The sequence below is a fragment of the Pseudomonas sp. Root401 genome (assembly GCF_001425105.1).
In the GTDB taxonomy this organism is placed as follows: Bacteria; Pseudomonadota; Gammaproteobacteria; order Pseudomonadales; family Pseudomonadaceae; genus Aquipseudomonas; species Aquipseudomonas brassicacearum.
This window is the reverse complement of the sequence record NZ_LMDO01000021.1, coordinates 44,480-69,639: the sequence shown is the minus strand read 5'-3', so window position 1 is coordinate 69,639 and position 25,160 is coordinate 44,480. Positions and strand designations below refer to the sequence as shown.

General features: G+C 61.4%; 20 protein-coding genes. 4 read left to right on the top strand and 16 right to left on the bottom strand.

The annotated features are described in order from the left end of the window. Window positions 1-168: 168 nt before the first annotated feature. From ASC85_RS16645 to ASC85_RS16630, 4 genes are all read right to left on the bottom strand, one after another. Complete coding sequence (locus tag ASC85_RS16645; RefSeq protein WP_014340621.1) at window positions 169-453, bottom strand: hypothetical protein; 285 nt, start codon at window positions 451-453, stop codon at window positions 169-171. Between the two features lie 462 nt (window positions 454-915). Then, window positions 916-1,584 carry a polysaccharide lyase family 7 protein gene (locus tag ASC85_RS16640; RefSeq protein ID WP_046063276.1) on the bottom strand — a complete coding sequence of 223 codons (669 nt, stop codon included), beginning with the start codon at window positions 1,582-1,584 and terminating at the stop codon, window positions 916-918. A 327-nt stretch (window positions 1,585-1,911) separates the two neighbouring features. After that, window positions 1,912-2,583, bottom strand: a complete 672-nt coding sequence (locus ASC85_RS16635) for a polysaccharide lyase family 7 protein (protein ID WP_057450527.1) — start codon at window positions 2,581-2,583, stop codon at window positions 1,912-1,914. A 284-nt stretch (window positions 2,584-2,867) separates the two neighbouring features. Further along, the gene (locus tag ASC85_RS16630; protein ID WP_046063278.1) at window positions 2,868-3,533 is read right to left on the bottom strand and encodes a polysaccharide lyase family 7 protein; all 666 of its coding nucleotides are present in this window, start codon (window positions 3,531-3,533) and stop codon (window positions 2,868-2,870) included. 323 nt (window positions 3,534-3,856) lie between these two features. Here ASC85_RS16630 and ASC85_RS16625 point away from each other — a divergent pair, with 323 nt between their 5' ends. The 3 genes from ASC85_RS16625 to ASC85_RS16615 are packed head-to-tail and all read left to right on the top strand — an operon-like array spanning window position 3,857 to window position 6,827. Further along, on the top strand, window positions 3,857-5,980 hold the full coding sequence (locus ASC85_RS16625; RefSeq protein ID WP_057450526.1) for a putative bifunctional diguanylate cyclase/phosphodiesterase: 2,124 nt from the start codon (window positions 3,857-3,859) through the stop codon (window positions 5,978-5,980). A gap of 42 nt (window positions 5,981-6,022) precedes the next feature. Beyond that, window positions 6,023-6,526 carry a M48 metallopeptidase family protein gene (locus ASC85_RS16620; protein ID WP_057450525.1) on the top strand — a complete coding sequence of 168 codons (504 nt, stop codon included), beginning with the start codon at window positions 6,023-6,025 and terminating at the stop codon, window positions 6,524-6,526. Between the two features lie 4 nt (window positions 6,527-6,530). Then, window positions 6,531-6,827: a winged helix-turn-helix domain-containing protein gene (locus tag ASC85_RS16615; protein ID WP_057450524.1), complete on the top strand. Its 297-nt coding sequence runs from the start codon at window positions 6,531-6,533 to the stop codon at window positions 6,825-6,827. 111 nt (window positions 6,828-6,938) lie between these two features. Here the strand turns inward: ASC85_RS16615 and ASC85_RS16610 are convergent, their stop codons facing one another. After that, on the bottom strand, window positions 6,939-7,391 hold the full coding sequence (locus ASC85_RS16610; protein WP_057450523.1) for a GNAT family N-acetyltransferase: 453 nt from the start codon (window positions 7,389-7,391) through the stop codon (window positions 6,939-6,941). Between the two features lie 259 nt (window positions 7,392-7,650). On the opposite strand from ASC85_RS16610, the gene ASC85_RS16605 reads away from it, so the two are divergent. Next, window positions 7,651-8,388, top strand: a complete 738-nt coding sequence (locus tag ASC85_RS16605; protein ID WP_057450522.1) for a substrate-binding periplasmic protein — start codon at window positions 7,651-7,653, stop codon at window positions 8,386-8,388. A 135-nt stretch (window positions 8,389-8,523) separates the two neighbouring features. Here ASC85_RS16605 and yccS read toward each other — a convergent pair whose 3' ends face one another. The 11 genes from yccS to choW form a co-directional block, all read right to left on the bottom strand. Then, on the bottom strand, window positions 8,524-10,707 hold the full coding sequence (gene yccS / locus ASC85_RS16600; protein WP_057450521.1) for a YccS family putative transporter: 2,184 nt from the start codon (window positions 10,705-10,707) through the stop codon (window positions 8,524-8,526). 295 nt (window positions 10,708-11,002) lie between these two features. Continuing rightward, on the bottom strand, window positions 11,003-12,181 hold the full coding sequence (locus ASC85_RS16595) for an NAD(P)/FAD-dependent oxidoreductase (RefSeq protein ID WP_057450530.1): 1,179 nt from the start codon (window positions 12,179-12,181) through the stop codon (window positions 11,003-11,005). Between the two features lie 138 nt (window positions 12,182-12,319). Beyond that, window positions 12,320-13,657, bottom strand: a complete 1,338-nt coding sequence (gene dbpA / locus ASC85_RS16590) for an ATP-dependent RNA helicase DbpA (RefSeq protein WP_232199893.1) — start codon at window positions 13,655-13,657, stop codon at window positions 12,320-12,322. A gap of 339 nt (window positions 13,658-13,996) precedes the next feature. Further along, window positions 13,997-15,463 carry a multidrug transporter subunit MdtD gene (gene mdtD, locus ASC85_RS16585; RefSeq protein ID WP_156395651.1) on the bottom strand — a complete coding sequence of 489 codons (1,467 nt, stop codon included), beginning with the start codon at window positions 15,461-15,463 and terminating at the stop codon, window positions 13,997-13,999. 70 nt (window positions 15,464-15,533) lie between these two features. Continuing rightward, window positions 15,534-16,871 carry a TldD/PmbA family protein gene (locus ASC85_RS16580; protein WP_057450519.1) on the bottom strand — a complete coding sequence of 446 codons (1,338 nt, stop codon included), beginning with the start codon at window positions 16,869-16,871 and terminating at the stop codon, window positions 15,534-15,536. A 1-nt stretch (window position 16,872) separates the two neighbouring features. Beyond that, on the bottom strand, window positions 16,873-18,315 hold the full coding sequence (locus tag ASC85_RS16575) for a TldD/PmbA family protein (protein WP_057450518.1): 1,443 nt from the start codon (window positions 18,313-18,315) through the stop codon (window positions 16,873-16,875). A 321-nt stretch (window positions 18,316-18,636) separates the two neighbouring features. Then, window positions 18,637-20,340 carry a choline dehydrogenase gene (betA, locus tag ASC85_RS16565; protein WP_057450516.1) on the bottom strand — a complete coding sequence of 568 codons (1,704 nt, stop codon included), beginning with the start codon at window positions 20,338-20,340 and terminating at the stop codon, window positions 18,637-18,639. A gap of 141 nt (window positions 20,341-20,481) precedes the next feature. Further along, a complete protein-coding gene (gene betB, locus ASC85_RS16560) occupies window positions 20,482-21,954 on the bottom strand; it encodes a betaine-aldehyde dehydrogenase (protein WP_057450515.1) in 1,473 nt (490 codons plus the stop codon). Between the two features lie 80 nt (window positions 21,955-22,034). Further along, the gene (gene betI, locus ASC85_RS16555; protein WP_014340607.1) at window positions 22,035-22,655 is read right to left on the bottom strand and encodes a transcriptional regulator BetI; all 621 of its coding nucleotides are present in this window, start codon (window positions 22,653-22,655) and stop codon (window positions 22,035-22,037) included. Between the two features lie 466 nt (window positions 22,656-23,121). After that, window positions 23,122-24,300 carry a choline ABC transporter ATP-binding protein gene (choV, locus tag ASC85_RS16550; RefSeq protein ID WP_046063286.1) on the bottom strand — a complete coding sequence of 393 codons (1,179 nt, stop codon included), beginning with the start codon at window positions 24,298-24,300 and terminating at the stop codon, window positions 23,122-23,124. Then, window positions 24,297-25,142 (bottom strand): choline ABC transporter permease subunit, encoded by an 846-nt coding sequence (gene choW, locus ASC85_RS16545; protein WP_057450514.1) that lies wholly within the window; start codon window positions 25,140-25,142, stop codon window positions 24,297-24,299. Before choW ends, choV begins: the two co-directional genes overlap by 4 nt. Between the last annotated feature and the right edge of the window lie 18 nt (window positions 25,143-25,160).

Genomic DNA, 25,160 nt, shown 5'->3' with positions numbered 1-25,160 from the left:
ACACTGGCCGGTGCTTTTTTCTCAAACCGCGCTAGAACTTCTGCCCACATTGCTTTCGTCACCCTGACTGGAGTTTTGTGGGATTTTATCAAAGACCTTGAAAGGGCTGGCCGTAAGGGCGAAACCCTAAGCAGCCGTTACCGCAGCAATGGATATGCCCGCAATATTTTATTCCCCTTCGAGCCCACGCTGTTCAATGACACCAAACACATCAGTGACATCCTGAACCAGGATCCGGGCAACATTGGTGAGGGTATTGAAGTCGCTGGCGGCCGAATCGCGCAGGGTGGCGCAGGCCATGAGTGTCAGGTAGTCGAGGGTGGCGTGTAGGCGTTCACTGGCGCAGGCGTGGAGTTCAGTCAGTGGGGCGGTGCTGTCGATGAACAGTATGGGTTGTGTGGTGGCGATCGGAGTGAGTGGGCTGAAGCGGCTAAGCGATTGTTCAGTTTTCATGACAAACCTCTAACTCAAGAAAAAGTACTCGCCACCGTTCGCTGCGAAACAAATTGGGTGGCAGCCATGTGCGGGTTCGCAGACCGAGGAGTTAGAGAAACCCGGCAGACCCGAAGATCTCCCACACACAGCCGCCATGAAAAGCCGAACGTAGGCAGGATTCGCCTATGTCGATTTTTGACGGTCGTGATTCTAACTCACCAGGGCTGCGAAACCCTTGCCCACTGACCAAAGCCAGCGGACAAACCGAACTATAGAGGAGATTTTCGAGACCAAAATCGACCTGTAGGACGCACCGCCCCCCTGTGGCGAGGGAGCTTGCTCCCGCTCGGGGGCGCAGCCGCCGTAAAGTCGGCACATGCGGTGGGGCTGACGGAAAGAGGGGGCTGCTTCGCAGCCCAGCGGGGATAAATCCCCTCGCCACAAGAGGGGGTTTCCTACGAGATTATCGGAAGTGAAATTTCAGGTGTTGTGATCGATATCCAGCACGCTGAACGTCACTTTCCCGCCTTCACTGGTGTAGCCAGTGTTGTCCTGCACGTACACCCCAGCCTTGAAGTACAACGGCTTGACCCGCCAAGTGGAGCTGATGGTGGTGTACCAGCTACGACCCGCCGCAGTAATGCCCAGGTCACCGGTGCGATCAAGGTGGATCCGGTAACTGAAGGACTGATTGAGTTTCACGCCGGAGGCGACGGTGATGACCCGGCCTTCGTCGTCATCGGGGCGCATGCGGACTTTGGCGACGATGTTGCCGGTGGAGCTGTCCTCTTTGTATTGGTATTCCAACTTCACCAAGGGTTTGCTGCTGTCCTTGGCATGAATCTGACCGATCACGATCTTGCCGCTACTGGGCACCTGGCTGACGACCAGTTTCGCACGCAATTGGTTGTCGGCATCGGGGTACAGCCAGTTGCGCAAGGTGCCGTCCTTGTAGGTCTCGCGCAATTCGCTGCGCGGGTAGATCGCGTTTTCAGTCTTGGTGCCGGTCACCGGCGACCAGAAATACACCGTGCTGCCTTCGGAGTTGAAATATTTGTCCTGGAACCCATCCACCAGCCGAGGGGTTTCGATGGTTTTCGGCGGACTGCCTTCGGGGATGCTCAGGTTCCAGGTTGCAAGATCGACCATGTTCGGATCCTTTCTGAGAAGAAGAAATGATTTACGCCACAGCCGGAGGCTCTAAGACGCGCTTTTGCTGAGGCCAGAAGGGGGTGCGGACGAGTTTTTGGCACGGTCGTCCGGCGGAGGGTTGGCGTCAACAGTCCGTCAGAGTTGCGTTTGTCGCTTTTGTGCCCGAGACAAACGACCGTTGGTCGACTATTCCGATTTTTTTCGGAACCTTGTGCGATGGCCATTTGATTCTTTCGCTGCGCGCGAACAAAAAAACACCCTGAATGGGTGCTTCGAAGGTAGGTCGATAGCAGCGTTCCATGCTGCTAATGCGGGGGGGGGCGCTCAAAGGGTGGTGTGTTTGATTTCCAGTAGGCTGAACGTCACTTTGCCGCCTTCGGTGGTGTAGCCGGTGTTGTCCTGAACGTAGACGCCCGCTTTGAAATACAGCGGTTTGACTTTCCAGGACGGGTCGACAGTGGTTCTCCAGTTGTAGCCCGCCGCACTGATGCCCAGTGCGCCCTTCGGGCTGAGGTGGATCATGTAGGTAAAGCGTTGGTCGAGCTTCACGCCGGTGGCGATGGTGATGACCTGGCCGGTTTCGTCGTCGGGACGGATGCGCACCTTGGCGACGATGTTGCCGGTGGAGCTGTAGGTCTTGTATTGGTACTCCAGTTTCACCATGGGGCTGGTGCTGTCTTTGGCGTGGATCTGACCGATCACGAGCTTGCCGCTGCTGGGCACCTGGTTGACGGTTACGGCGGCACGCAGGGTGTTGTCCGCCGCCGGGTACAACCAGTTGCGCAGGGTACCGTCGCTGTAGGTTTCGCGCAGTTCGCTGCGTGGGTAGATCGCGTTTGCAGTCTTGGTGCCGGTCACCGGCGCCCAGAAGAACAGCGTGCCGGTGTCGGAGTGGAAATATTCATCTTTGAACCCTTGGGCCAGCCGAGGCGTTTCGATGGTGATGGCGGGGCTGCCTTCGGGAATGCTCAAGTTCCAAGTATTGAGATCGATCATGGTCGGATCCTGCGTAACGGGCGTAAAAGTGCTGAGTACCAAAGCGGGAGGCTCTACTCCGAGCATTTGGAGTGTGTTGATCACGCAGGAGGGGGGCTTTTTTGAGTAACCATCCGGCGGATGCTTGACGTCAATTGTCCGTCGAATATGTCAATTGCAGCATCTATGCCTGGATGGGTAACCGTTAGTCGGTAGTTTCGAGCTAGACCTGAACTATGGCGCATCGATAGTGTCGGGTTTGGCGGGCAGCATTCCGTTGCTGCCCTGGCGCCAACGCAAAGTGCCTAGAGGTGATCGATATCCAGCAAGCTGAACGTCACGGTTCCGCCTTCGGTGGGATAACCGGTGTTGTCCTGCACGTACACGCCCGCCTTGAAATACAGCGGCTTGTCACTCCAAGTGGAGCTGATGGGGGAGCTCCACTGGTAACCCGCGCCATTGATGGTCAGGACGCCAGCGGGGCTGAGATGGATCAGGTAAGAGAAGGATTGATTCAGTTTGATGCCCGTGGCGATGGTGATGACCTGGCCTGTTTCATCGTCCGGGCGCATGCGCACCTTGGCGACAATGTTGCCGGTGGAACTGTAGGTTTTATATTGGTATTCCAGCTTCACCATGGGACGGGTGCTGTCCTTGGCATGGATCTGACCAATCACGATCTTGCCGGTGCTGGGTACTTGGCTGACGGCCAGGGTGGCAGCTAGCTTGTTGTCCGCCGCCGGGTACAGCCAATTGCGCAAGGTGCCGTTGCTGTAGGTTTCACGAAGTTCACTGCGTGGATAAATAGCATTAGTGGTCGTGGCGCCAGTCACCGGTGCCCAGAAAAACACCGTGCCGGAATCGGAGTGGAAATACTGGTCCTGGAACCCTTGCACGAGTTGAGAGGTTTCGATGGTGGCAGGAGGGCTGCCTTCGGGAATGCTCAGGTTCCAGGTTGAGAGATCGATCATGGTGGGATCCTATGTCACTCGATGAAAAAGCTGCACACCACAAAGCAAGGCTCTAGGCCGGTCTTTTCGGGGCGTACGGGTGAGCGACGGAAGAAACTGGCTGGCAACCTTTCGGCGGATGGCTGACGTCAATTGTCCGTCGAAGTTGTCTGTGCAGCTTTTGTGCCCGAAGAGGGTGACCGTTAGTCGGCTATTTCGGGCTTTGTCTGGATGATGGCGCGTTGACACCTACTGCTTTTCACAATCCGGGTCTAGAGTGAGGGGACAGTATTTGTCCGCTTTGCTACGTAAAAACGGACGTGGCGCCCGATAAGAGAAGCAGCATGGAATGCGCGCAACCACCGCTCGGCGAAGACAGCTCTGTCCTTTTGATTGTTGATGATTACCCTGAAAACCTGCTCAGCATGCGAGCCTTGTTGCAGCGTCAGGATTGGCGAGTCATGACCGCAGCCTCGGGTGTCGAGGCGCTTAACCTTTTGCTCGAACACGACATCGACCTGGTTCTGCTGGATGTGCAGATGCCCGACATGGACGGTTTCGAAGTGGCGCGCCTGATGCGCGGCAGCCAGCGCACGCGGCTCACGCCGATCATTTTCCTGACGGCCAACGAGCAATCCCAGGATGCGGTCATCAAGGGCTACGCCAGTGGCGCCGTGGATTACCTGTTCAAACCCTTCGACCCGCAAATCCTCAAGCCCAAGGTCCAGGCGTTGCTCGAGCACCAGCGCAATCGCCGGGCCTTGCAGCGCCTGAGCCAGGATCTCGAAGCAGCCAGGGCCTTCAATGCCTCGGTTCTGGACAACGCCGCCGAGGGCATCCTGGTGGTGGATGAGAATGGCTGTATCCGTTTCGCCAACCCCTCTACCTGCCGCTTGCTCAATGCCACCGCCGAGCAATTGCAAGGCATGCCGTTCCTGGATTTCCTGCAGAAACCGCACATCCCCGAGTGGTTCGATTCCGATATCCACAACGCCTATCGGCGGGGTGAAACCTGGCGATTGCATGACGCGGTCCTGCGCACTGCGCCCGGACAGCAGGTGTCGGTGGCCTTGTCCTGTGCGCCGTTGCCGTCGGAGCAGAAGGCGATGGTGGTGACCCTCCAGGACATGTCCGTGGTTCGCCACTTGCACCAGCAACTCGAATATCAGGCTGTCACGGACCCGCTGACCGGGTTGCTCAACCGCCGGGGGTTCTACCAGACCGCCGAAAACCTGTTGATGCGCAGCGAGCGCCTGGAAAGCAACTGGGTGCTGCTGTACCTGGACCTCGATGGTTTCAAACGGGTCAATGACTCGCTGGGGCACGATGCCGGGGATCGGGTATTGCGCTGGGTGTCGGAGCAGCTGAAGGCGTGTCTGCGCCCATTCGATATCCTGGCGCGCCTGGGCGGGGACGAGTTCACCGCGCTGCTGGACCTGGAGTTCCCCGAGCAAGCGGCCAAGATCGCCGAGAAACTCATCGAGCGCGTCGCGATCTGCCAGCAGATCGAAGGCATGGATGTGGCATTGGGGGCCAGCATCGGCATCGCGACGTACCCCGATTGCGGCGCCAATCTCGATGGGTTGCTGCGGGCCTCCGACATCGCCATGTACGAAGCCAAGCGTGCCGGGCGCCAGCAATACCGTTTTTACGATCATGAAATGAACGGTCGAGCCCGTTCACGGCTGATGCTGGAAGAGAGCGTGCGCTCGGCCATCGAGAACCGCGATTTCAATATGGTCTACCAGCCGCAGGTAAGCATCATCGATGGGCGGATCCGCGGGTTCGAGGCGCTGTTGCGCTGGCAGCACCCCAGCGTCGGTGATGTTCCGCCGGGCCTGTTCCTGCCCTTGCTGGAAGAGGCGCGGTTGATCAGCCGGCTGGGCAGCTGGATTTACCATCGCAGCGCCGCCCAGCGCAAAGTCTGGGAGCGCTTGTTCGCTGACGACTTGGTGTTGGGAGTGAGCCTGAGCAGTACACAGTTCGGCATGCCCAACCTGGTGACCGAGTTGCGCCAGGTCCTCGAGCGTCATGCCTTGAAGCCCCGGCAACTGGAGGTGGAGGTGACCGAGGATGCGCTGATGCGCAATCCCGATGAAACCCAAAAGCAATTGCGCCTGCTGCGCCACCTCGGGGTGCGCGTGGCGTTGGATGACTTCGGTTCGGGGCCCTGTTCGCTGACGCATCTGCGCGATCTTGAACTCGATACCCTCAAGCTCGACCGGCACTTGATCGCCCGCCTGCCGGGGTCGCCCCGGGATGCCGCGTTGGCCGCCTCGGTGATCGACCTGTGTACGCAACTGGGCTTGCGGGTGATCGCCGAAGGGGTGGAGACCCGCGAGCAATATGAGTGGCTGCAGGCTCATGGCTGTGAGTACGTGCAGGGATTCCTCGTGGCGCGGCCCTTGATGGCCGAAGACACCAATGCCTTCGCCACGCCGTTCGACTGGAGCGCGGTGCAGGCTTGAATTCGCTACACTGGCGACCTCTTGTGACTGTGTTGCCCCTTGATGACCGCGCTCAAATACCTCCAGGCCTACCCCGCCGCCCTGCAAGCCCAAGTGCAGCAATTGATCGTCCAGGACCGACTGGGCGATTACCTGCAACAGCGCTATCCGGGCCGACATCCGATCCAGAGCGACAAGGCCCTGTACGGTTATGCGCTGGACCTCAAGCAGCAATACCTGCGTAACGCGCCAGCCATCGACAAGGTGCTGTTCGACAGTCGCCTGGACCTGACCCACCGCGCCCTCGGCCTGCATACCGCGGTGTCGCGGGTGCAGGGTGGCAAGCTCAAGGCCAAGAAGGAAATCCGCATCGCTGCGTTGTTCAAGGATGCGGCGCCCGAGTTCCTGAAGATGATCGTGGTGCACGAGCTGGCACACTTCAAGGAGTCGGACCACAACAAGGCCTTCTACCAACTCTGCGAGCACATGCTGCCGGGGTATCACCAGTTGGAATTCGACCTGCGGGTGTACCTGACCTGGCGGGACCTGCAACCCCACAAGGAATGACCGAATGGATGTCAGCAAGACCAAGACCAGCTTCTACCGTCGCTTGTACGTGGCTTACCTGATCGACAGCGGTGTCGCCAGCAACGTCCCGGCCCTCACCGAGGCCACCGGCATGCCACGGCGTACGGCCCAGGACACCATCGCCGCGCTCGCTGACCTGGATATCGTTTGTGAGTTCGAGCAAGAGGATGGCGCGCGCAATCATGCCGGGCGGTATCGGATTCGCGATTGGGGAGCGATCGATCGGGGGTGGATCGAGGGGAATTTGCTGCGGATCAAGGCGGTGCTTGAATACCCGTAGGAGCTGTGTAGGAGCTGACGAGTGCAACGAGGCTGCGATCTTTCCCCAGACGCTTGAGTTTCAAGCGAAAGATCAAGATCAAGATCAAAAGATCGCAGCCTGCGGCAGCTCCTACGGCCGATGCATACCAATGTGTGGAATCCCATCCTCCATGTATTCCACACCCACCACTTCAAACCCATACCGCCCGTAGTACCCCTGCAAATGCGCCTGGGCCGACAATGAGATCGACGTCCCGGGCCAATGCTTCTCGGCCTGTTTGAGTGCCTGTTCCATCAACGTGTGACCCAGCCCCTGGCCGCGTGCTTGCGGTGCGATGATCACGCGCCCGATCACTACGTCACTGTTTTGCGAGTGCGGGTCGAGCAAGCGCAGGTAGGCCACCAGGTGGTTGCCCTGCCAGGCCATCAAATGGCACGTGTCGCCTTCAAGGTCCAGGCCGTCAACATCCGGGTAGGCGCAGTTCTGCTCGACAACGAACACTTCGGCACGCAATTTGAGGATGGCATACAGCTGTTCCTTGCTCAGGTCACTGTGATGTTTACAGACCCACTCGATATCCATTTTTTGAATTTCCTGAAGAACCTGATGCCGATATTAAGCGTGCTTGGCCCGGAAGTCTCTTTCTCGGTCGACTGGAAAATCTGCGATAAAGATCAAAATGCCATCATTCCTCTGTCGCGGCGTTGTCGTCTTTGTGTAATCTTCGTGACAGCGCTGCGCAGCGGTTCCAATGAGCTAATGTTAGGACCGGGCGTCTGAGGATGCCTGTTGAGTTTCGGCTAAAAACAAACCGGGCTTTGAACCCGTCAAGGACGTTGGCATGCCGCGATTGCATCGAGCTCTTGCATTGATCGGGTTGTTGTTACTGAGCTACGAGGCCTGCGCGCAAAAGCTGCGTCTGGTCGCCGATGGCTGGCCACCCTTTACCGATTCCACGTTGATCAATGGTGGCCTGGCGACCGATATCGTCAGCACGGCCCTGGCCCGGGCCGGCTATGCCTCGGACTTCGAACAGGTGCCCTGGGCTCGGGCGATGCTGGGCATCGGCGAGGGCCGCTATGACGTGCTGGTCAACGCCTGGTACAGCGAGGAGCGCACTCATATCGGCCAGTTCTCAGCCGAGTATCTGCTCAACCGTGTGCGTTTCATCAAGCGCAAGGACGAAGCGATCCAGTTTGACAGCCTGCAGCAGCTGCATGCCTATCCCATCGCCGTGGTTCGCGGCTACGCCTACTCCAAGGACTTCGACGAAGACCCGCACATGCAGAAAGTCCCTGTGCATAACTTCGCGATGGCGGTGCGCATGCTGGCTGCCGATCGCGTGAAGTTGACCCTGGAAGACGAGTACGTCGCCCGCTATTACCTGGCCCGCGAATCCGCCAAGGTGCGCAGCGCCGTGGAATTTTTGCCCAAGGCATTGAGTGAAAACAGCTTGCACATCCTGGTCAGCTTGAAGAACCCGGAGCATGCGCAGATCGTGGCGGGGTTTGACCGGGAGATCGCGGCGATGAAGGCGGATGGGAGCTATGCCCGGTTGCTCAAGCAACATGGGATGTGAGCTGTCTGAACTGGCCTCATCGCGAGCAGGCTCGCTCCCACATTGGGCCTGCTGTGATGCAAAGTCTGTGTGCACAGCAAGTCCACTGTGGGAGCGAGCCTGCTCGCGATGGCAATAGTGTAAACACCACAACCCTCAAGCCTCGCTGGTGTCCTTGATCAGATGCGCCGCCAAGGTCCGCAACGGACCGAGCTGACGGCAGATCAACCCCAACTGTGTCTGCACCAACCGCTGGCCTTCGTCGATCTCATCGGGCATCTGCTCAAGCTCATTGGCCAGGGCTTCTTCCTCGTCGCTTTGGACCACAATTGGCGTTTTACTCGCCAGGCCCTGGGCGATTTCGTCGATGCTGGTCGCCAGCTTCACTCCCGCGCCATCGATCAGTTGCTCGCGTACCTGTGCCGGCAGTTCGGTGCCCCGGTGGGCGCCCAGGCCTGACAGGTAGCTGAGCAGGGTGTGGGACAGCACCAGGAAGCGGAACCCCACATCGGCTTCCTTACGGAAATGCCCCGGCTCCATCAGCATGTTGGCCAGTGTGGTGGACAACGCGGCATCGGCGTTGTGGGCGTTGCGTCGGGCCAGGCGATAGGCCAGGTCGTCGCTTTTGCCGGCGGCGTACTGCTGCATGATCTGGCGCAGGTAGATGCTGTTGCAGGTCAGCGTATTGGCCAGCACTTTGTTCAGCCGTCGGCCCTGCCAGTCGGGCAGGAACAGGAAGACCGCCAGCCCGGCAATCAGGCTGCCGAGCAAGGTATCGAACAACCGCGGCAGCAGCAGCCCGTAGCCGTCGCCCACCTGGTTGAAGCAGAACAGCACCATGATGGTGATCCCCGCTGTTGCCAGGGTGTAGCGGGTCGTACGGTTGGTAAAGAACACCACCCCGGCGGCAATGGCAAAGCTCGATTGCACAAGCGGGTTGGGAAACAGATCGAACAGCGCCCAAGCCACCGTCAGGCCGATGGCGGTGCCGATGATCCGCTGGCCGAGCTTGCGCCGGGTGGCGCCGTAGTTGGGCTGGCAGACGAACAGTGTGGTGAGGATGATCCAATAGCCCTGGGACGGGTGGATCAGATGCACCATGGCGTAGCCGACGCTCAGTGCCAGGGGCAAGCGCAGGGCATGGCGGAACAGCAGCGAGGTGGGCGTGAGCTGGGTGCGCAAGCGCAGCCAGACATCCTTGAGGTTGCGCGGCGAGCGGTCGAGCAGGCTGCTGTCGGTGGCGTCGGCCAGGGCGTCGGGGTTGCTCGCGTCGCTGAGCAGGCGGTCCATGGTGGCAAGGTTCACCGACAGTGCCCGCAACGAACGCAGCAAGCCGCGCCAGGCCGGGTTGCTCTGGATGCGCAGGTGCTCGAGGGAGGCGTGCAGGTCGTTGAGGGCCTCGGCAAAGGTGGCGTCGTAGATGAACGGCTGGCGCAGTTGGATCGACTCGGCCAGTGCCTGGCAGGCCTTGCCTTGCTGACGCAGCAGGCGCTGGCAGCGGAACAGCACGTCGCTGTGAAAGAAGGCCTCGGCCAGGGCATTGTAGGGATAGTGAGAAGAGCTGGCGCGTTCGTGGATGTCCTGGGCCAGGAAGTACAGCTTCAGGTACCGGCTGACTTTCGAGCCGGGGCGGCCATTGCCCACGCGGTGCAGGATGATTTCCTTGGCGCTGTTGAGCGCAGCGACCACCCGGCCGTTTTGCTGGGCCAGTTCCAGGCGGCGGGCTTCGACGTCCAGTTGGCGGATCGGCTCCAGGAGCGACGATTTGAGTTTCAGGTAGCGCCCCAATTCGCGAAACAGCCGCGCCAGGCTTTGTTGCACCGGTTGGTTGGAAAACAACGCCTGCCACAACACCGACAGCAAGCCGTACCACGCGGCACCGGCGACCAGCAGCAGGGGTTCATGCCAGAAATCGTTGACGGCACCGCCGCGCTGGTCCACGCCGATCATGGTGTAGACCGAAAGAATCAGCGTGGCCGAGGCGATGGCGCCATAGCGTTCACCCAGGGCGCCAAGCATGGTCAGGCCAAAGGCCGCCAGGGCCAGGGCGATGATGAACAGGATGGGGTAGGGGAACAGCAACTCCACCGACAACGCCGCGACGGTGAAGCACACCAGGGTCACGGCCAGCGCGTTGAGGCGGCCCTGCCAACTGTCGTCCGTCTCGGCCAGGGCGCTGGCGATGATGCCCAGGAACAAGGGAATCAGCAGCGCCATTTCATCCAGGTACCAGCACAGCCCCATGCTGCCGGTCAGGGCGATGAAGACCCGCACGCTATAACTGAACTTATCCAACGCCCAAAGGCGACGCAAAGACTGACTAAACGAGTTCGCTGACATGAAGTGCACGGGCCTGACGGGCAATGACGCTAAATTGAGGCAGTAATGACGCCGACGCAATGGCGGCGATCACATCTGACAGCAAAAAGTGTTCCGGCGTGTACCCCGAACCTCTATGGGAGCAAGCTTGCTCGCGACGGCCTGTAGGAGCTGCCGAGCGAAGCGAGGCTGCGATCTTTCCCCTGACGCTTGATTCTCAAGCGAAAGATCAAAAGATCGCAGCCTTCGGCAGCTCCTACAGAGCCAGCGGGAGCAAGCTCCCTCGCTACAAAAGCAGGTACAACATGGGGCGGGGTCAGACGTACTGCGCCGCCGCATACCCCGACGCCCACGCCCACTGGAAGTTGAACCCGCCCAGGTGCCCGGTGACGTCCAGCACTTCGCCGATGAAATACAGGCCGGGGCTTTTCAACGATTCCATGGTCTTGGACGAGACTTCCCGGGTATCGACGCCACCCAGGGTGACTTCAGCGGTGCGGTAGCCTTCGGTACCGGCGGGGACGACGTTCCAGCTCGCCAGTTTCTCGGAGATGTCCGCCAGCTCCGCATGGGTGTATTGCTTCATGGGTTTGGAGACGAACCAGGTGTCCGCCAGCAGGTTGGCCATTTTTTTGGTGAACAACTCGCCCAGCAACGTCTTGAGCTCGCTGTTGGGGCGTTCGGCCTGCTGCTGTTGCAGCCATTGCGGCACATCGTGATCGGGCAGCAGGTTGATCTGCACCGTGTCCCCCGGTTCCCAGAACGAGGAAATCTGCAGGATCGCCGGACCGCTCAGGCCGCGGTGGGTGAACAGGATGTTCTCGCGAAAGCTCTGGTCGTTGCAGCTCACCAGGCAATCCACCGATGTGCCCGACAGTTCGGTGCAGAGGGTCTTGAGCTGGTCGGTGATGGTGAACGGCACCAGGCCGGCGCGGGTTGGCAGCAGTTCATGGCCAAACTGTTTTGCCACCTGATAGCCGAAACCGGTCGCCCCCAGGGTCGGGATCGACAGCCCGCCCGTGGCGATCACCAGGGACTGGCAGGCGATGGCGCCGAGGGTGGTTTGCAGCAGGTAGCCGCTGTCGGTTTTTTCGATCTGCGTGATCGAGGTATCCAGGTGCAGGCTGACGCCGGCCTGGTCGCACTCATCCAACAGCAGGCCGAGGATGTCGCTGGACTTGTTATCGCAGAACAACTGGCCGAGCTTTTTCTCGTGATAGGGCACGCCGTGCTTGGCCACCAGGGCGATGAAATCCCACTGGGTGTAGCGGGCCAGGGCCGACTTGCAGAAGTGCGGGTTCTGCGAGAGGAAATTGCCCGGCTCGGTGTACATGTTGGTGAAATTGCAGCGCCCACCGCCCGACATGAGGATCTTCTTGCCGGCCTTGTTGGCGTGGTCCAGCAACATCACCTGCCGCCCGCGCGCGGCCGCGGTCAGCGCGCACATCAACCCCGCGGCGCCAGCGCCAATGATCACGACTTCGGTAGAGCGCAAAACGGTGTCCTCGGAGCAAAGCTTGCTCGCGATCCAGGCGCTGCGGTCCTCAAGAGACCGCGGCGTTTTCATCGCGGGCAAGCCTTGCTCCCACACAGCTCGCTCCCACAGTTTGATCTCTGTTCGTCAGGCGATCGGTTACAGGATCCGCACCCGCAACGAGCGGCCCTTGATCTTGCCATCGTTCAGGCGTTGCAGGGCCTGTTTGGCGATGCCGCGTTCCACGGCCACGTAGGCCTGGAAATCGAAGATCGCGATCTTGCCAACCTGGGCGCCGGGGATGCCGGCCTCGCCGGTCAGGGCGCCGAGGATGTCGCCGGGGCGGACCTTGTCCTTGCGCCCGGCACCGATGCACAGGGTGCTCATGGCCGGCAACAGTGGGCCGCCGCCTTGGGACTTGAGGTTGTCCAGTTGGTCCCAGCTCAGCGGCGACTTCTGCAATTGCTCGATGGCTTGGGCGCGGTGGGCTTCGGATGGCGCCACAAGGCTGATGGCGATGCCTTTCTCACCGGCGCGGCCAGTGCGGCCGACGCGGTGGATGTGGATTTCCGAGTCCCGGGCCAGTTCGACGTTGATCACCATGTCCAAGGCATCGATGTCCAGGCCACGGGCGGCGACGTCGGTGGCGACCAGCACCGAGGTGCTGCGGTTGGCGAACATCGCCAGCACCTGGTCACGGTCGCGCTGTTCCAGGTCACCGTGCAGGCCGACGGCCGAGATGCCCTTGGACGTCAGGTGATCGACGGTTTCCTGGACCTGCTGCTTGGTGAAGCAGAACGCCACGCAAGAGGCCGGGCGGAAATGCGCCAGCACCTTGACCACTGCGTCCATGCGCTCCTCGGGGGAGATCTCGTAGAAGCGCTGCTCGATCTGCGCGTCGGAGTGGAACGCCTCGGCCTTCACTTGCTGCGGGTTACGCATGAACTTGGACGACAGTTGCTTGATGCCAACCGGGTAGGTGGCGGAGAACAGCAGCGTCTGGCGGCGTTCCGGGGTCTGCTGGATGATGTCTTCGATGGCGTCGTAGAAACCCATGTCGAGCATGCGGTCGGCTTCGTCGAGGATCAGCGTGTTGAGGCCGTCGAGCACCAGCGAACCCTTGCGCAGGTGCTGCTGGATGCGCCCCGGCGTGCCGACGATGATGTGGGCGCCGTGTTCCAGGGAAGCGATCTGCGGGCCGAAGGACACGCCGCCGCACAGGGTCAGGACCTTGATGTTGTCTTCGGCGCGGGCCAGGCGGCGGATTTCCTTGGCGACCTGGTCGGCCAGCTCGCGGGTCGGGCACATCACCAGCGCCTGGCAGCCGAAGAAGCGTGGGTTGATCGGGTTCAGCAGGCCGATGCCGAAGGCGGCGGTCTTGCCGCTGCCGGTCTTGGCCTGGGCGATCAGGTCCATGCCCTTGAGGATCACCGGCAAGCTTTGCGCCTGGATCGGCGTCATCTGGGCATAACCGAGTGATTCGAGGTTAGCCAGCATGGCGGCGGACAGCGGCAAAGTATTAAAAGCGGTGGCAATGGTGGTCACGGGACTGGCCTGCAAAACAAAATGTCGCGCAGTGTAGCAGCCTCGTGCCACTTTCTTCGAAAGTTCTGGACGAGCTGTGAGGGCCGAACCGCAAAACCTGTGGCGAGGGAGCTTGCTCCCGCTGGGCTCTGTAGGAGCTGGCGAAGCCTKYGATCTTTTGATCTTTTGATCTTTCGCTTGAGATTCAAGTGTATTGGGAAAGATCGCAGCCTCGTTGCACTCGACAGCTCCTACACAGCTCCTACACAGCTCCTATGCGGCTCCTACGCTCCAGCGGGGGGATTCCTCCAGTTAATGTTCGATGTGTTCATCCGGACGTTTCACCCGTCGCCCGTCTTCGCGTGACAACTGGGAAAAAATCGTCGCCGCCAGCATCGCCATGATCCCCACCGTGACGAACGTCAGCTGGAACGCCCCCAGTACGGTCTCCACCCCATCGTTACCCACCTGGGCGGTAAAGCCGCCGAGCAGGGCGCCGGCGCAGGCCACGCCGAGGCTCAGGGAGAGTTGCGCCACCACCGACAGCAGGCTGTTGCCGCTGCTGGCGCTGGCATCGTCCAGGTCGATCAGGGTCACGGTGTTCATCGCGGTGAATTGCAGCGAGTTGATCGCCCCCAGCACCGCCAGTTGCGCCAGCAGCAGCCAGTACGGCGTCTGTTCACTGACCAGGCCCATGCTTGCCAGCATCAGGCCCAGGGCCAGGGTGTTGCTGGTCAGCACGGCGCGGTAGCCAAAGCGCTCGATCAGCGGCCGGGCCACGGACTTGGCGACCATGGCCGCCGCCGCCAGGGGCAGCATGCTCATCCCGGCCTGGGACGGTGAATAACCCAGGGCGACTTGCAGCAGCAACGGCACCAGGAACGGCAGGGCACCGCTGCCCAGGCGCGCGAACAGGTTGCCAAGAATGCCCACGGCGAAGGTCCGGGTCTTGAACAGCGACGGCGGGAACAGCGCGTTCTCGACGTGCCCGGCCCGCAGCCAATAGGCCGCCAGGCAGGCCATGCCGCCGAACAGCAGCAACATCACGCGCAGGTGCGGCAGGTGCAGTTCACCCAAGCCTTCCATGGCGATGGTGATCAGCACCATCGCCGCGCCGAACAGCAGGAACCCCAACCCATCGAACCGCGTGCGCTCGCTGCCTCGCAGGTCGGGGATGAACTTCCACACGGCATAACAGCCGATCACGCCCACCGGCAGGTTGATGATGAAGATCCAGTGCCAGGTCAGGTACTCGACCATCCAGCCGCCCATGGTCGGCCCGATCAGCGGGCCGAGCAGGCCGGGGATGGTGATGAAGCCCATGATCCGCACCAGTTCCGAGCGCGGATACGCCCGCAGCACCACCAGCCTGCCCACCGGCAGCATCAGCGCTCCACCGAGGCCCTGGATGACCCGGGCGCCGATCAGCATGCTCAACGAACTGGACAAGGCGCACAGCAACGAGCCGAAGCTGAACAGCAGGATCGCCCCGAAGAAAATCTTCTTGGTGCCGAAGCGGTCGGCGATCCAGCCCGAGGCCGGGATCAGCAACGCCACGGTGAGCATGTAGGCAATGATCACGCCCTGCATGCGCAGCGGGTTTTCCGCCAGGTCGCTGGCCATGGCGGGCAGGGCCGTGTTGAGGATGGTCCCGTCCAGGGACTGCATGAAGAAGGCGATCGCCACCACCCATGGAAGCCAGCGGGCGGTGACGGCGTCGAGCGGTGCACGGTTGGGCATGGGACCTCTTGTTTGTGTTCGGGTGTCTGTTGGCTTCATCGCGGGCAAGCCTTGCTCCCACACGTACGGCGCACATCCTGTGGGAGCAAGGCTTGCCCGCGATGCTTTTTTACAGCGTCAAAGTCAACCGCTTGACCAGCGCCCCCGGCAACAGCATCGAGGCCGTGGCCCGCTGGCTGTAGGTGCTGGCCGAGAGCAAGAGTTCCCGCTCTCGGGTCAGGGCTTCGAGTTGCGAGCCGAGCAGGCTGTAGACGCTGTCGTCGAAACGCATGGTGCTGACCGGTGCCACGATCTGGCCGTTCTCGACCCAGAACGTGGCGAAGCGGGTCATGCCGGTCAGGCGGGCGGCCGGTTGGTCCGAGTAGTTCAGGTACCAGAGGTTGCTGATGTACAGCCCGGTGCCAAGTTGTTCGAGGATGTATTTTTGCTCCAGTTGCCCGCCCTGCATGTCCAGCGCCGTGGGGTATTCGTAGCTGCTGGCGCCGTTGGCGGCGAGGCCGTATTCGGCGGCGCTGCGGGAGTTGACCAACTGCGCATTGGCCGTGCCTTTGGCGATCAGCGCCAGGTCATCGCGGGGATAACCCTCGTCGGAAAACGCCGGGCTCAAGGAGCCGCTGACCTGCTCGCTCAGCCACACGTTGGGGCTCAAGCTTGCTTCGTTGGCGTAGAACTTCTGCAACGGGCTCTGCTTGCTGGCAATCGCCCGGGCCGAGAACCCGCCCCAACTGAGCATGCCCATGATCTCTTCCAGGGCGGCCGGTGCCAGGTAGGCGCGGTATTCGCCGGGCGGCAACGTGCGCAACGGCAGGCCGAGAAACGCCAGTTGCTCGCGGGCCTGCTCGAAGCGCCGGGCAAATCCTTCGCTGCTCCACGCATGCCCAGCGTAGCTGGCTTTTACCGCCTGGCCGTTTTCATGGAACAGGCTGAAATCGAAGTTGAAGCTGTTGGCCTGATGCCAGCCGAATGCTCCCGATGAACTGGCGAAACCGCGGCTGATGGGCCCGGCCGCATAGAACCCCACCAGGTCCAGGCCCTCGGCGGCGCGGCTGATTTCAGCCACGGCCTGCTCGGTGTCCGGCAGTGGATGGTCCTGCACGTTATGGCTTTGCCAGTGGTTGTGGTTGAGCAGCAGGTATGGATCGCGGGGTAGCAGCGGCAAGGTTTCGCGCAGCTGTTGCAGGCCTTCGGACAGGCGTTGCAGATCGGTCTCGGGGTCGCCGGACAAGGTGATCTGCAGGTCGGCGTGACGCCCGTCGTCGATCAATTTGAAACTGACATTGGCCTGCTGCACCTGCCCGGCCTGGCGCACCTTGGCGTGGTTGAAACGCACGAAGGCCGAGGACTCGGCGGCATAACCCAAGGTGAACTGTTCCTGCTCATGCAGGGCATCGCGCAGCCAGTCGACCAAAACCTTGAATGCCTCGGCCTGATTATTGACGGTGCTCATATCAGGCATCCCCCCCAAACACATCAACGTTGCTGAACACACAGGCCGGCGACGCATGGCCGACGCGGATGACCTGGTTCGGTTCGCCCTTGCCACAGTTCGGCGTACCCAGGACTCGGGAGGTACTGGCATCGCCCACGGCGCGCAGGCTCTTCCAGAATTGCGCGGAAATACCCCGGTAGTTGGGGTTCTTCACCACGCCCTTGAGTTCGCCGTTCTCGATCAACTGGCCCCACTCGCAGCCGAACTGGAATTTGTTACGGGCGTCGTCGATGGACCAGGAGCGGTTGGTGCGCATCAGCACGCCGCGCTCGGTGCCCTGGATCAGTTGCTCCAATGACTGGTCGCCGGGTTCGATGTTCAGGTTCGCCATGCGGTCGATGGGCGGACGATTCCAGCCGCAGGCGCGGCTGTTGGCGACACCGTCCAGGCCGGCGCGTAACTGTGACAGCGCGCCGCCCAGTGGACGCAGCAACAGGCCTTCACGAATCAGGAACTGCTTGCTGGCGGCGCTGCCGTCGTCGTCATGGCTGTAGCTTGCCAGTTCTTCGGGAATGTCCGGGTCGAAGGTCACGTTCAACAGGCTGGAGCCATATTGCAGGTGGCCGAAATCGCTGGCCTTGACGAAGCTGGTGCCGGCGTAATTGCGCTCATCCCCGAGGATGCGGTCCAGCTCCAGCGGGTGACCGATGGATTCGTGGATCTGCAACATCATCTGGTCAGGCATCAGCAGCAGGTCGCGGGGGCCTTGCGGGGTGTTTGGCGCCAACAGCAGTTGCAGGGCCTGGTCAGCGATTTTCCGCCCGGCGCCGATCAGGCCGCTGCGGCTGATTACATCGAAGCTGCCTTGCTGGCCGAAATTTTCCCGGCCCAGGGTGCGGGTCTGGCTGTCGTTGCCGTCGAAGGCGGTGACTTCCAGGGCCGGGTAGATGAAGCGTTGAGCCTGGCGCAGTTCAGCGCCGGCACTGTTGAGGTAGATCTGCTCGACCTGGGTCAGGCCGATGCTGGCTTGCCAGTTCACCAGACGCTCGTCCTGAGGCACTGCGGCTGACTCTTCGCCGAGCAACTGATAGCAATCGCTCAGTGGCGGGAAGGCCTGGTCGAAATTCGGCGAGAAGTAATCGGCGCGGTCGCTGGACACCGCTTGCTCACGCAGGTCCAGCAGGGCATGGGGCTTGAGCCCGCGGGCATGTTGCTCGGCGCGTTCCAGTGCCGCTTGCAGGCCGGCCTGGGACAGGTCGTTGGTAGCGGCATACGCCTCGACCCCGTTGACCCTCACGGTAAGCATCGCCCCTTCATCACGGCCCAAACTAGGCGGTTCGGCGACATTCTTGCGCACCGACAGGTGCTGGCCGGACTCGCGCACGTAACGCAGGGAAAAGAATTCAGCGCCCGTGCGCAAGGCAGCAAAACGCTGCTTGAGCTGGGGGTGGAAGTCGAACATGGAACCTCCTTGTCTGGAGTGGCGGTGCTGCGAGGTGCGGCGTGTTGATGCGGTGGCTCTAGAGTAGGCCTGGGGCGGGGGAGGGATCAAGGCAGATGGGAGTTTGGGGTGTCAGGTTGGGCGCCATCGCGAGCAGGCTCGCTCCCACATTGGAGATCGTTCCCACCGCTCCGCGTGGGAATGCATCTCGCGACGCTCTGCGTCGCATCCCAAAGGCGGAACGCGGAGCGTCCCAGGCAGCGTTCCCACGCAGAGCGGTGGGAACGATCAGGTGGCGCAAGCTTGTGGGAGCGAGCCTGCTCGCGATGGCGGCCCTGAGGCTTACTGGGCGGTAGGCCCCACTTCACGCATTGGCTTGCCACGCACTGGCGCATCGCCGGCCACGAAGTACGGCGCGGTGCTGCGTGGCAGGGGTTTGCGGCCGCGGATCTTGTCGGCGATTTTTTCGGCGATCATGATCGTCGGCGCGTTCAGGTTGCCGGTGGTGATGATCGGCATGATCGAGGCATCCACTACGCGCAACCCCTGCATGCCATGCACGCGGCCTTCGCCGTCCACCACGGCCATGTCATCGGTGCCCATCTTGCACGAGCAGGACGGGTGGAACGCGGTTTCGGCATGCTCGCGGATGAACTGGTCCAACTGCTCGTCCGTCTGCACCTCGATGCCCGGGCTGATCTCGCGGCCACGGAACGGATCGAGCGCCGGTTGTTGCATGATCTCGCGGGTCAGGCGGATGCCATCGCGAAATTCCTGCCAGTCCTGCTCGGTCGCCATGTAGTTGAACAGGATGCTCGGGTGCTGGCGCGGGTCCTTGGACTTGGCCTGGATCCGGCCGCGGCTTGGCGAGCGCATGGAGCCCATGTGCGCCTGGAAACCATGTTCCTTCACCCCGTTGCTGCCGTTGTAGTTAATCGCCACCGGCAGGAAGTGATACTGGATGTTCGGCCAATCGAATTCCGGACGGGTGCGGATGAAGCCGCCGGCCTCGAACTGGTTGCTGGCGCCAATCCCGGTGCCGTTGAACAGCCACTCGGCACCGATGGCCGGCTGGTTGTACCAGAGCAGCGACGGATACAGGGAAACCGGTTGGGTGCAGGCGTATTGCAGGTACAGCTCCAAGTGGTCCTGCAGGTTTTCACCGACGCCTGGCAGATCGTGAACCACCGGGATGTCGAGGCTTTCCAGCAGCTTGGCTGGGCCGACACCGGAACGCTGGAGGATCTGCGGCGAGGCGATGGCGCCGGAGCACAGCAGCACTTCCTTGCGCGCCCGGGCTTCGACGCGCTCTTCGGCGGCGCCCACCAGGTAACGCACGCCGACTGCACGTTTGCCCTCGAAGATGATCTTGTCGGTCAGGGCGTGGGTGACGATGGTCAGGGTCGAGCGCTTCTTGGCGACGTCCAGATAACCGCGCGCGGTGCTGGCGCGACGGCCGTTGGGCGTGACGGTCCGGTCCATCGGGCCGAAACCTTCCTGCTGGTAGCCGTTGAGGTCTTCGGTACGCGGGTAACCGGCCTGCACGCCGGCCTCGACCATGGCGTGGAACAGCGGGTTGTTGCCGGCCTTGGGCGTGGTCACGCTGACCGGGCCGTCGCCGCCGTGGTAGTCGTTCGGGCCGATGTCGCGGGTTTCGGCTTTACGGAAATACGGCAGGCAATCGAGGTAGGTCCAGTCTTCCAGGCCCGGCAGCTTGGCCCAGTTGTCATAGTCCAGGGCGTTGCCGCGGATGTAGCACATGCCGTTGATCAGCGAAGAACCACCCAGGCCCTTGCCGCGACCGCATTCCATGCGGCGGCCATCCATGTGTGGCTCCGGGTCGGTCTCGTAGGCCCAGTTGTAGCGCCGGCCTTGCAGCGGGAATGCCAGGGCGGCGGGCATTTGCGTACGGAAATCCAGGCGATAGTCCGGGCCGCCGGCTTCGAGCAGCAGGACGGTGACGCCTTCGTCTTCGGTCAGGCGGGTGGCCAGGGTGTTACCGGCCGAACCGGCGCCGATGATGATGTAGTCGTATTCTGTAGTCATAGGTTCTCCGGGGGAGCTGCAAGCTCCAAGCTGCAAGAAAAAGCAGCGAGCGGTGTCTGCGCGATTGAAGCGGACGGCAAGCACAAGCAGCTTTTGATCTTGCTTCTAACTTGAAGCTTGTAGCTCGCCGCTTACCGCTGCTCAGAACACTGAGCTGTAATCGCCCAACTCGACCTGTACCGATTTGATGCGGGTGAAGTTGTTCAGCGAGCTGATACCGTTCTCACGGCCCACGCCTGATTGCTTGTAGCCACCGACCGGCATTTCAGCCGCCGACTCACCCCAGGCGTTGATCCAGCAGATGCCGGCTTCGAGCTGGTGGATCACGCGGTGGGCGCGGTTCAGGTCGCGGGTGACGACGCCGGCGGCCAGGCCGAAGTCGGTGTCGTTGGCGCGGCGGATCACTTCTTCTTCGGTGTCGTAGGTGAGGATGCTCATCACCGGGCCGAAGATTTCTTCACGCACGATGGTCATCTCGTCGGTGCAATCGGTGAACACGGTCGGGGCGACGAACGCGCCCTTGGCCAATTCGCCGTCGGTCAGGCGACTGCCGCCGCACAACAGGCGCGCGCCTTCGGCTTTGCCTTTCTCGATGTAGCCCAGCACGCTTTCCATGTGGGCGAAGCTCACCAGCGGGCCGAAGTTGGTGTTTTCGTCCTCTGGATTACCGATGCGGATGCGTGCCACACGCTCGGCGATCTTGGCTTCGAAGGCCGCCTTGAGGTGGCTCGGCACGAACACCCGAGTGCCGTTGGTGCAGACCTGGCCGGAGCTGTAGAAGTTGGCCATCATCGCGGTGTCGGCGGCGCGATCCAGGTCGGCGTCGTCGAAGATGATCAGCGGCGACTTGCCGCCCAGCTCCATGGTCACGTCCTTGAGCGAAGAACTCGAGGCGCTGGCCATGACTTTCTTGCCGGTGTCGGTGCCGCCGGTGAAGGAGATTTTCTCGATGCGCGGGTGCTCGGTCAGCCAGGTGCCGACTTCACGGCCGCTGCCGGTCAGGACGTTGAACACACCCGCTGGAACGCCGGCCTCGGTGTAGATCTCGGCCAGTTTCAGGGTGGTCAGCGAGGTGACTTCGCTCGGCTTGAAGATCATCGCGTTACCGGCCGCCAGGGCCGGGGCGGATTTCCACAGGGCGATCTGGATCGGGTAGTTCCACGCGCCGATACCGGCCACTACGCCCAGGGGCTCGCGACGGGTGTAGACGAATGAAGTGGTGCGCAGCGGAACCTGTTCGCCTTCGATGGCCGGCACCAGGCCGGCGTAGTATTCCAGCACGTCGGCGCCAGTGACGATGTCGACGTAGCGGGTTTCGGAGTAGGCCTTGCCGGTGTCCAGGGTTTCCAGGGCGGCCAGTTCATCGTTGCGCTCGCGCAGGATGTCCACGGCGCGACGCAGGATGCGCGAACGCTGCATGGCGGTCATGGCGGCCCAGACTTTCTGGCCCTTTTCGGCGCTGACCACGGCGCGCTCGACGTCCTCGAACGTCGCACGCTGCACTTGGGCAAGGACTTCACCGTTGGCAGGGTTGATGGCTTCGAAAGTGGCGTCGCCGCTGGCATCGCTGTACGCGCCATCGATGTAGAGTTTTTGCAGTTCGAAACGGGCCATAAAGTCCTCGCAAGTACATAAGTGGTTGGCTGACCACCGGAGCGTGTCGTTTATAGCTGACTACGCGGTTCGGCGGCGGTTCAGGAGTCGAGCGGTTCTGTGTGCTCTGGTGCCCCTGCTTTGGCCAGTTGGAAATCCATGTATTCGTAAGCGATCTGGTGCGCCTGGGCGGTATCGAACGCGTCTCCCGACAGCGCTCCGCGCAGCCACAAACCGTCAATCAGCGCGGCCAGGCCCCGTGCTGCGCTGCGCGCCTGATCGACGGGCAACACGCGGCGGAACTGGCAACACAGGTTGGAATACAGACGGTGATCGTTGATCCGCTGCAACCTGTGCAAAGACGGGTGGTGCATGCTGGTGGCCCAGAAGGCCAGCCAGGTTTTCATTGCCGGGCCATTGACCTGGCTGGCGTCGAAGTTGCCTTCGATGATCACCTTGAGGTGAGCCCGGGGGCTTGTGTCCTCCAGCGCCTGGCGGCGCGCGGTGACGTTCTCGCTCAGGACAGTCATCAGGTACTGGGCCGTGGCCGCGATCAGGCCATTCTTGTCCTGAAAGTAGTGACTGATGATGCCGTTGGAGACACCGGCCAAACGGGCGATCAGCGCAATGCTGGCGTCCCCCATGCCGACTTGATCGACCGCTTGCAACGTGGCTTCGATCAGTTGTTGGCGGCGGATGGGTTGCATACCGACCTTGGGCATCTAGCACATCTCCTTAGGCCATCCGGCGCACGAATGTCGTCTGCCGGAACGAAAGCCAGTCTATTTTGTTTTGATTGAACGTTCAATCAACAAAAAATAAGTTCTATGACAAGTCGTCGCTATTTGCCGGGGCGAGGACTTTTGGGGATGTCTTTATAACACTCGTCGGTTGGCATGTAGGCCAAATGGGCTTGATCGCTGGAATGCTGTTGTGGCGAGGGGATTTGGCGAAACGTCGCACCGTCCCGTGGGGCCGTAGGAGCTGACGAGTGAAACGAGGCTGCGATCTTGTCCTGGACAATTGAGTCGTAAGCGAAAGATCGCAGGCTTCGCCAGCTCCTACAGAGTCCAACGGGATTTATCCCCTCGCCACAGTTATCTGCATTCCAGGTCAAGCTAGTCAGCAGTTAGCACCATCCAAACAAAAACGCCGCGTTCATCTCGCGGCGTTTTTGCTGGCGTTGGTTTAGCCCAGGTTCTTGCCCAGCAGGGCGTGGTACAGCTCGCTGTCGCCCAGGATCCCGACGACTTGCTGGTTATCGTGGAGCACCAGTTTGTTGCCGGTCTGGTAGCGAATCTGCAACGCGTCGCGCATGCCGATGTTGGAGTCCACCAGGGTCGGACGCCGGCCCAGCTCTTCGACGGCTTGGCCCGGTACCCAGTTTTGCAGGTCCAGCGCCGCGCCGTTCTGCCGGGCGCCCTTGATGGTGTTGCCTTCGGCGAGGTCGAGCCAGGAGTCGCCGCCCGGGTCCAGGCACACCGAACCGTTGATGCGCTTGCAGTTGTCCAGGGTGCGCATCAGGCTGCGACCGCACAGGACGTTGAGCGGGTTGGTGTGGGCGACGAAGGTGCGCACATAGTCGTCCGCCGGGTTCAGCACGATTTCTTCCGGCTTGCTGTACTGGATGATCCGGCCGTCTTTCATGATCGCGATACGGCTGCCCAGCTTCAGGGCTTCGTCGAGGTCGTGGCTGACGAACACGATGGTCTTGCTCAGCTTGCGTTGCAGCTCCAGCAGTTCGTCCTGCAGACCCTGGCGGATCAGCGGGTCGAGGGCCGAGAAGGGTTCGTCCATCAGCAGGATGTCGGCGTCCATCGCCAGGGCGCGGGCCAGGCCGACCCGTTGCTGCATGCCGCCGGACAATTCGTCGGGCTTCTTGTTGCGCCATTGGGTCAGGCCCACCAGCTCGAGTTTCTCATCCACCAGCTTGCGCCGTTCTTTCTCAGGACGACCCTGCATTTCCAGACCGAAGCTGATGTTCTCGCGCACCGTCAGCCAAGGCATCAGGGCGAACTTCTGGAACACCATGGCGATGCGCTTGGTGCGCATCATCTTCAGTTCAGCGGGGGTGCAGGAGGCGATGTCGATCTGCCGGCCTTCGTGTTCGACGAACAGCTTGCCGCGGCTGACGGTGTTCAAGCCGTTGATGCAGCGCAACAGGCTGGACTTGCCGGAGCCGGACAGGCCCATCAAGACACAGATTTCGCCTTTCTCGATGTCCAGGCTGGCTTTTTCCACGCCGACGATTTGCCCGGTTTTCTTCAGGATTTCGTTGCGGGTCATGCCCTGGTCGAGCAGCTTGAGCGCTTCGCGTGGATCCCTGGCGAAGATCACATCGACGTCTTCAAAACGAATTATGCTCATGCGTCACCCCCTACTTTGGCGTCGGGTTGTTTGCAGATTCGGTCGAGCATGATTGCCAGCAGGACGATCGCCAGGCCGGCTTCGAAGCCCAGGGCGATATCGGCGGTGTTCAGTGCGTTGACCACGGGTTTGCCCAGGCCATCGGCGCCCACCAGTGCGGCGATCACCACCATCGACAACGACAGCATGATGCACTGGGTGATACCGGCCGCGATGCTCGGCATCGCATGGGGCAGTTCAATGCGCGACAGGAGCTGGCGACGGGAGCAGCCGAAGGCTTTGCCGGCGTCCATCAGTTCGTCCGGTACGTCGCGGATGCCCAGGTAGGTCAGGCGGATGGGCGCGGCAATCGCGAACACCACCGTGGAGATCAGGCCTGGGACCACACCCAGCCCGAAGAGGGTCAGGGTAGGAATGAGGTAAACGAAGGTCGGTACGGTCTGCATCAGATCGAGCACCGGACGCATCAGGGTGTAGAACATCGGCTTGTGCGCGGCAACAATGCCCAGCGGCACGCCGATCAGTACGCAAACCAGGGTCGCGAACAGCACCTGGGCGAGGGTTTCCATGGTCTCTTGCCAGTAACCCAGGTTGAGGATCAGCAGGAAGGATGCAATGACGAATGCGGTCAGGCCCCATTTGCGCTGGATGAAGTGCGCCAATAGCGCAATGAGGCCGATCAGGGCCAGGGGATTGAACCAGGTCAGCGCAAACGTCACGCCGTGAATCATCGTTTCCAGGAACAGTGCGATTGCGTCGAAGGTGCTGGCGCCGTGTTGCGTCAACCATTCGACGAAGCCGGCAATGTACTGGCCTAAGGGTATTTTCTGATCAATGAGCATGGTAGTGAACGTCCGCAT

What these genes read in the sequence shown, in the direction of transcription:
- ASC85_RS16645 (WP_014340621.1), bottom strand. Translation starts at nt 453, where the DNA reads ATGAAAACTGAACAATCGCTTAGCCGCTTCAGCCCACTCACTCCGATC.
- ASC85_RS16640 (WP_046063276.1), bottom strand. Translation starts at nt 1,584, where the DNA reads ATGGTCGATCTTGCAACCTGGAACCTGAGCATCCCCGAAGGCAGTCCG.
- ASC85_RS16635 (WP_057450527.1), bottom strand. Translation starts at nt 2,583, where the DNA reads ATGATCGATCTCAATACTTGGAACTTGAGCATTCCCGAAGGCAGCCCC.
- ASC85_RS16630 (WP_046063278.1), bottom strand. Translation starts at nt 3,533, where the DNA reads ATGATCGATCTCTCAACCTGGAACCTGAGCATTCCCGAAGGCAGCCCT.
- ASC85_RS16625 (WP_057450526.1), top strand. Translation starts at nt 3,857, where the DNA reads ATGGAATGCGCGCAACCACCGCTCGGCGAAGACAGCTCTGTCCTTTTG.
- ASC85_RS16620 (WP_057450525.1), top strand. Translation starts at nt 6,023, where the DNA reads ATGACCGCGCTCAAATACCTCCAGGCCTACCCCGCCGCCCTGCAAGCC.
- ASC85_RS16615 (WP_057450524.1), top strand. Translation starts at nt 6,531, where the DNA reads ATGGATGTCAGCAAGACCAAGACCAGCTTCTACCGTCGCTTGTACGTG.
- ASC85_RS16610 (WP_057450523.1), bottom strand. Translation starts at nt 7,391, where the DNA reads ATGGATATCGAGTGGGTCTGTAAACATCACAGTGACCTGAGCAAGGAA.
- ASC85_RS16605 (WP_057450522.1), top strand. Translation starts at nt 7,651, where the DNA reads ATGCCGCGATTGCATCGAGCTCTTGCATTGATCGGGTTGTTGTTACTG.
- yccS (WP_057450521.1), bottom strand. Translation starts at nt 10,707, where the DNA reads ATGTCAGCGAACTCGTTTAGTCAGTCTTTGCGTCGCCTTTGGGCGTTG.
- dbpA (WP_232199893.1), bottom strand. Translation starts at nt 13,657, where the DNA reads ATGCTGGCTAACCTCGAATCACTCGGTTATGCCCAGATGACGCCGATC.
- mdtD (WP_156395651.1), bottom strand. Translation starts at nt 15,463, where the DNA reads ATGAAGCCAACAGACACCCGAACACAAACAAGAGGTCCCATGCCCAAC.
- ASC85_RS16580 (WP_057450519.1), bottom strand. Translation starts at nt 16,871, where the DNA reads ATGAGCACCGTCAATAATCAGGCCGAGGCATTCAAGGTTTTGGTCGAC.
- ASC85_RS16575 (WP_057450518.1), bottom strand. Translation starts at nt 18,315, where the DNA reads ATGTTCGACTTCCACCCCCAGCTCAAGCAGCGTTTTGCTGCCTTGCGC.
- betA (WP_057450516.1), bottom strand. Translation starts at nt 20,340, where the DNA reads ATGACTACAGAATACGACTACATCATCATCGGCGCCGGTTCGGCCGGT.
- betB (WP_057450515.1), bottom strand. Translation starts at nt 21,954, where the DNA reads ATGGCCCGTTTCGAACTGCAAAAACTCTACATCGATGGCGCGTACAGC.
- betI (WP_014340607.1), bottom strand. Translation starts at nt 22,655, where the DNA reads ATGCCCAAGGTCGGTATGCAACCCATCCGCCGCCAACAACTGATCGAA.
- choV (WP_046063286.1), bottom strand. Translation starts at nt 24,300, where the DNA reads ATGAGCATAATTCGTTTTGAAGACGTCGATGTGATCTTCGCCAGGGAT.
- choW (WP_057450514.1), bottom strand. Translation starts at nt 25,142, where the DNA reads ATGCTCATTGATCAGAAAATACCCTTAGGCCAGTACATTGCCGGCTTC.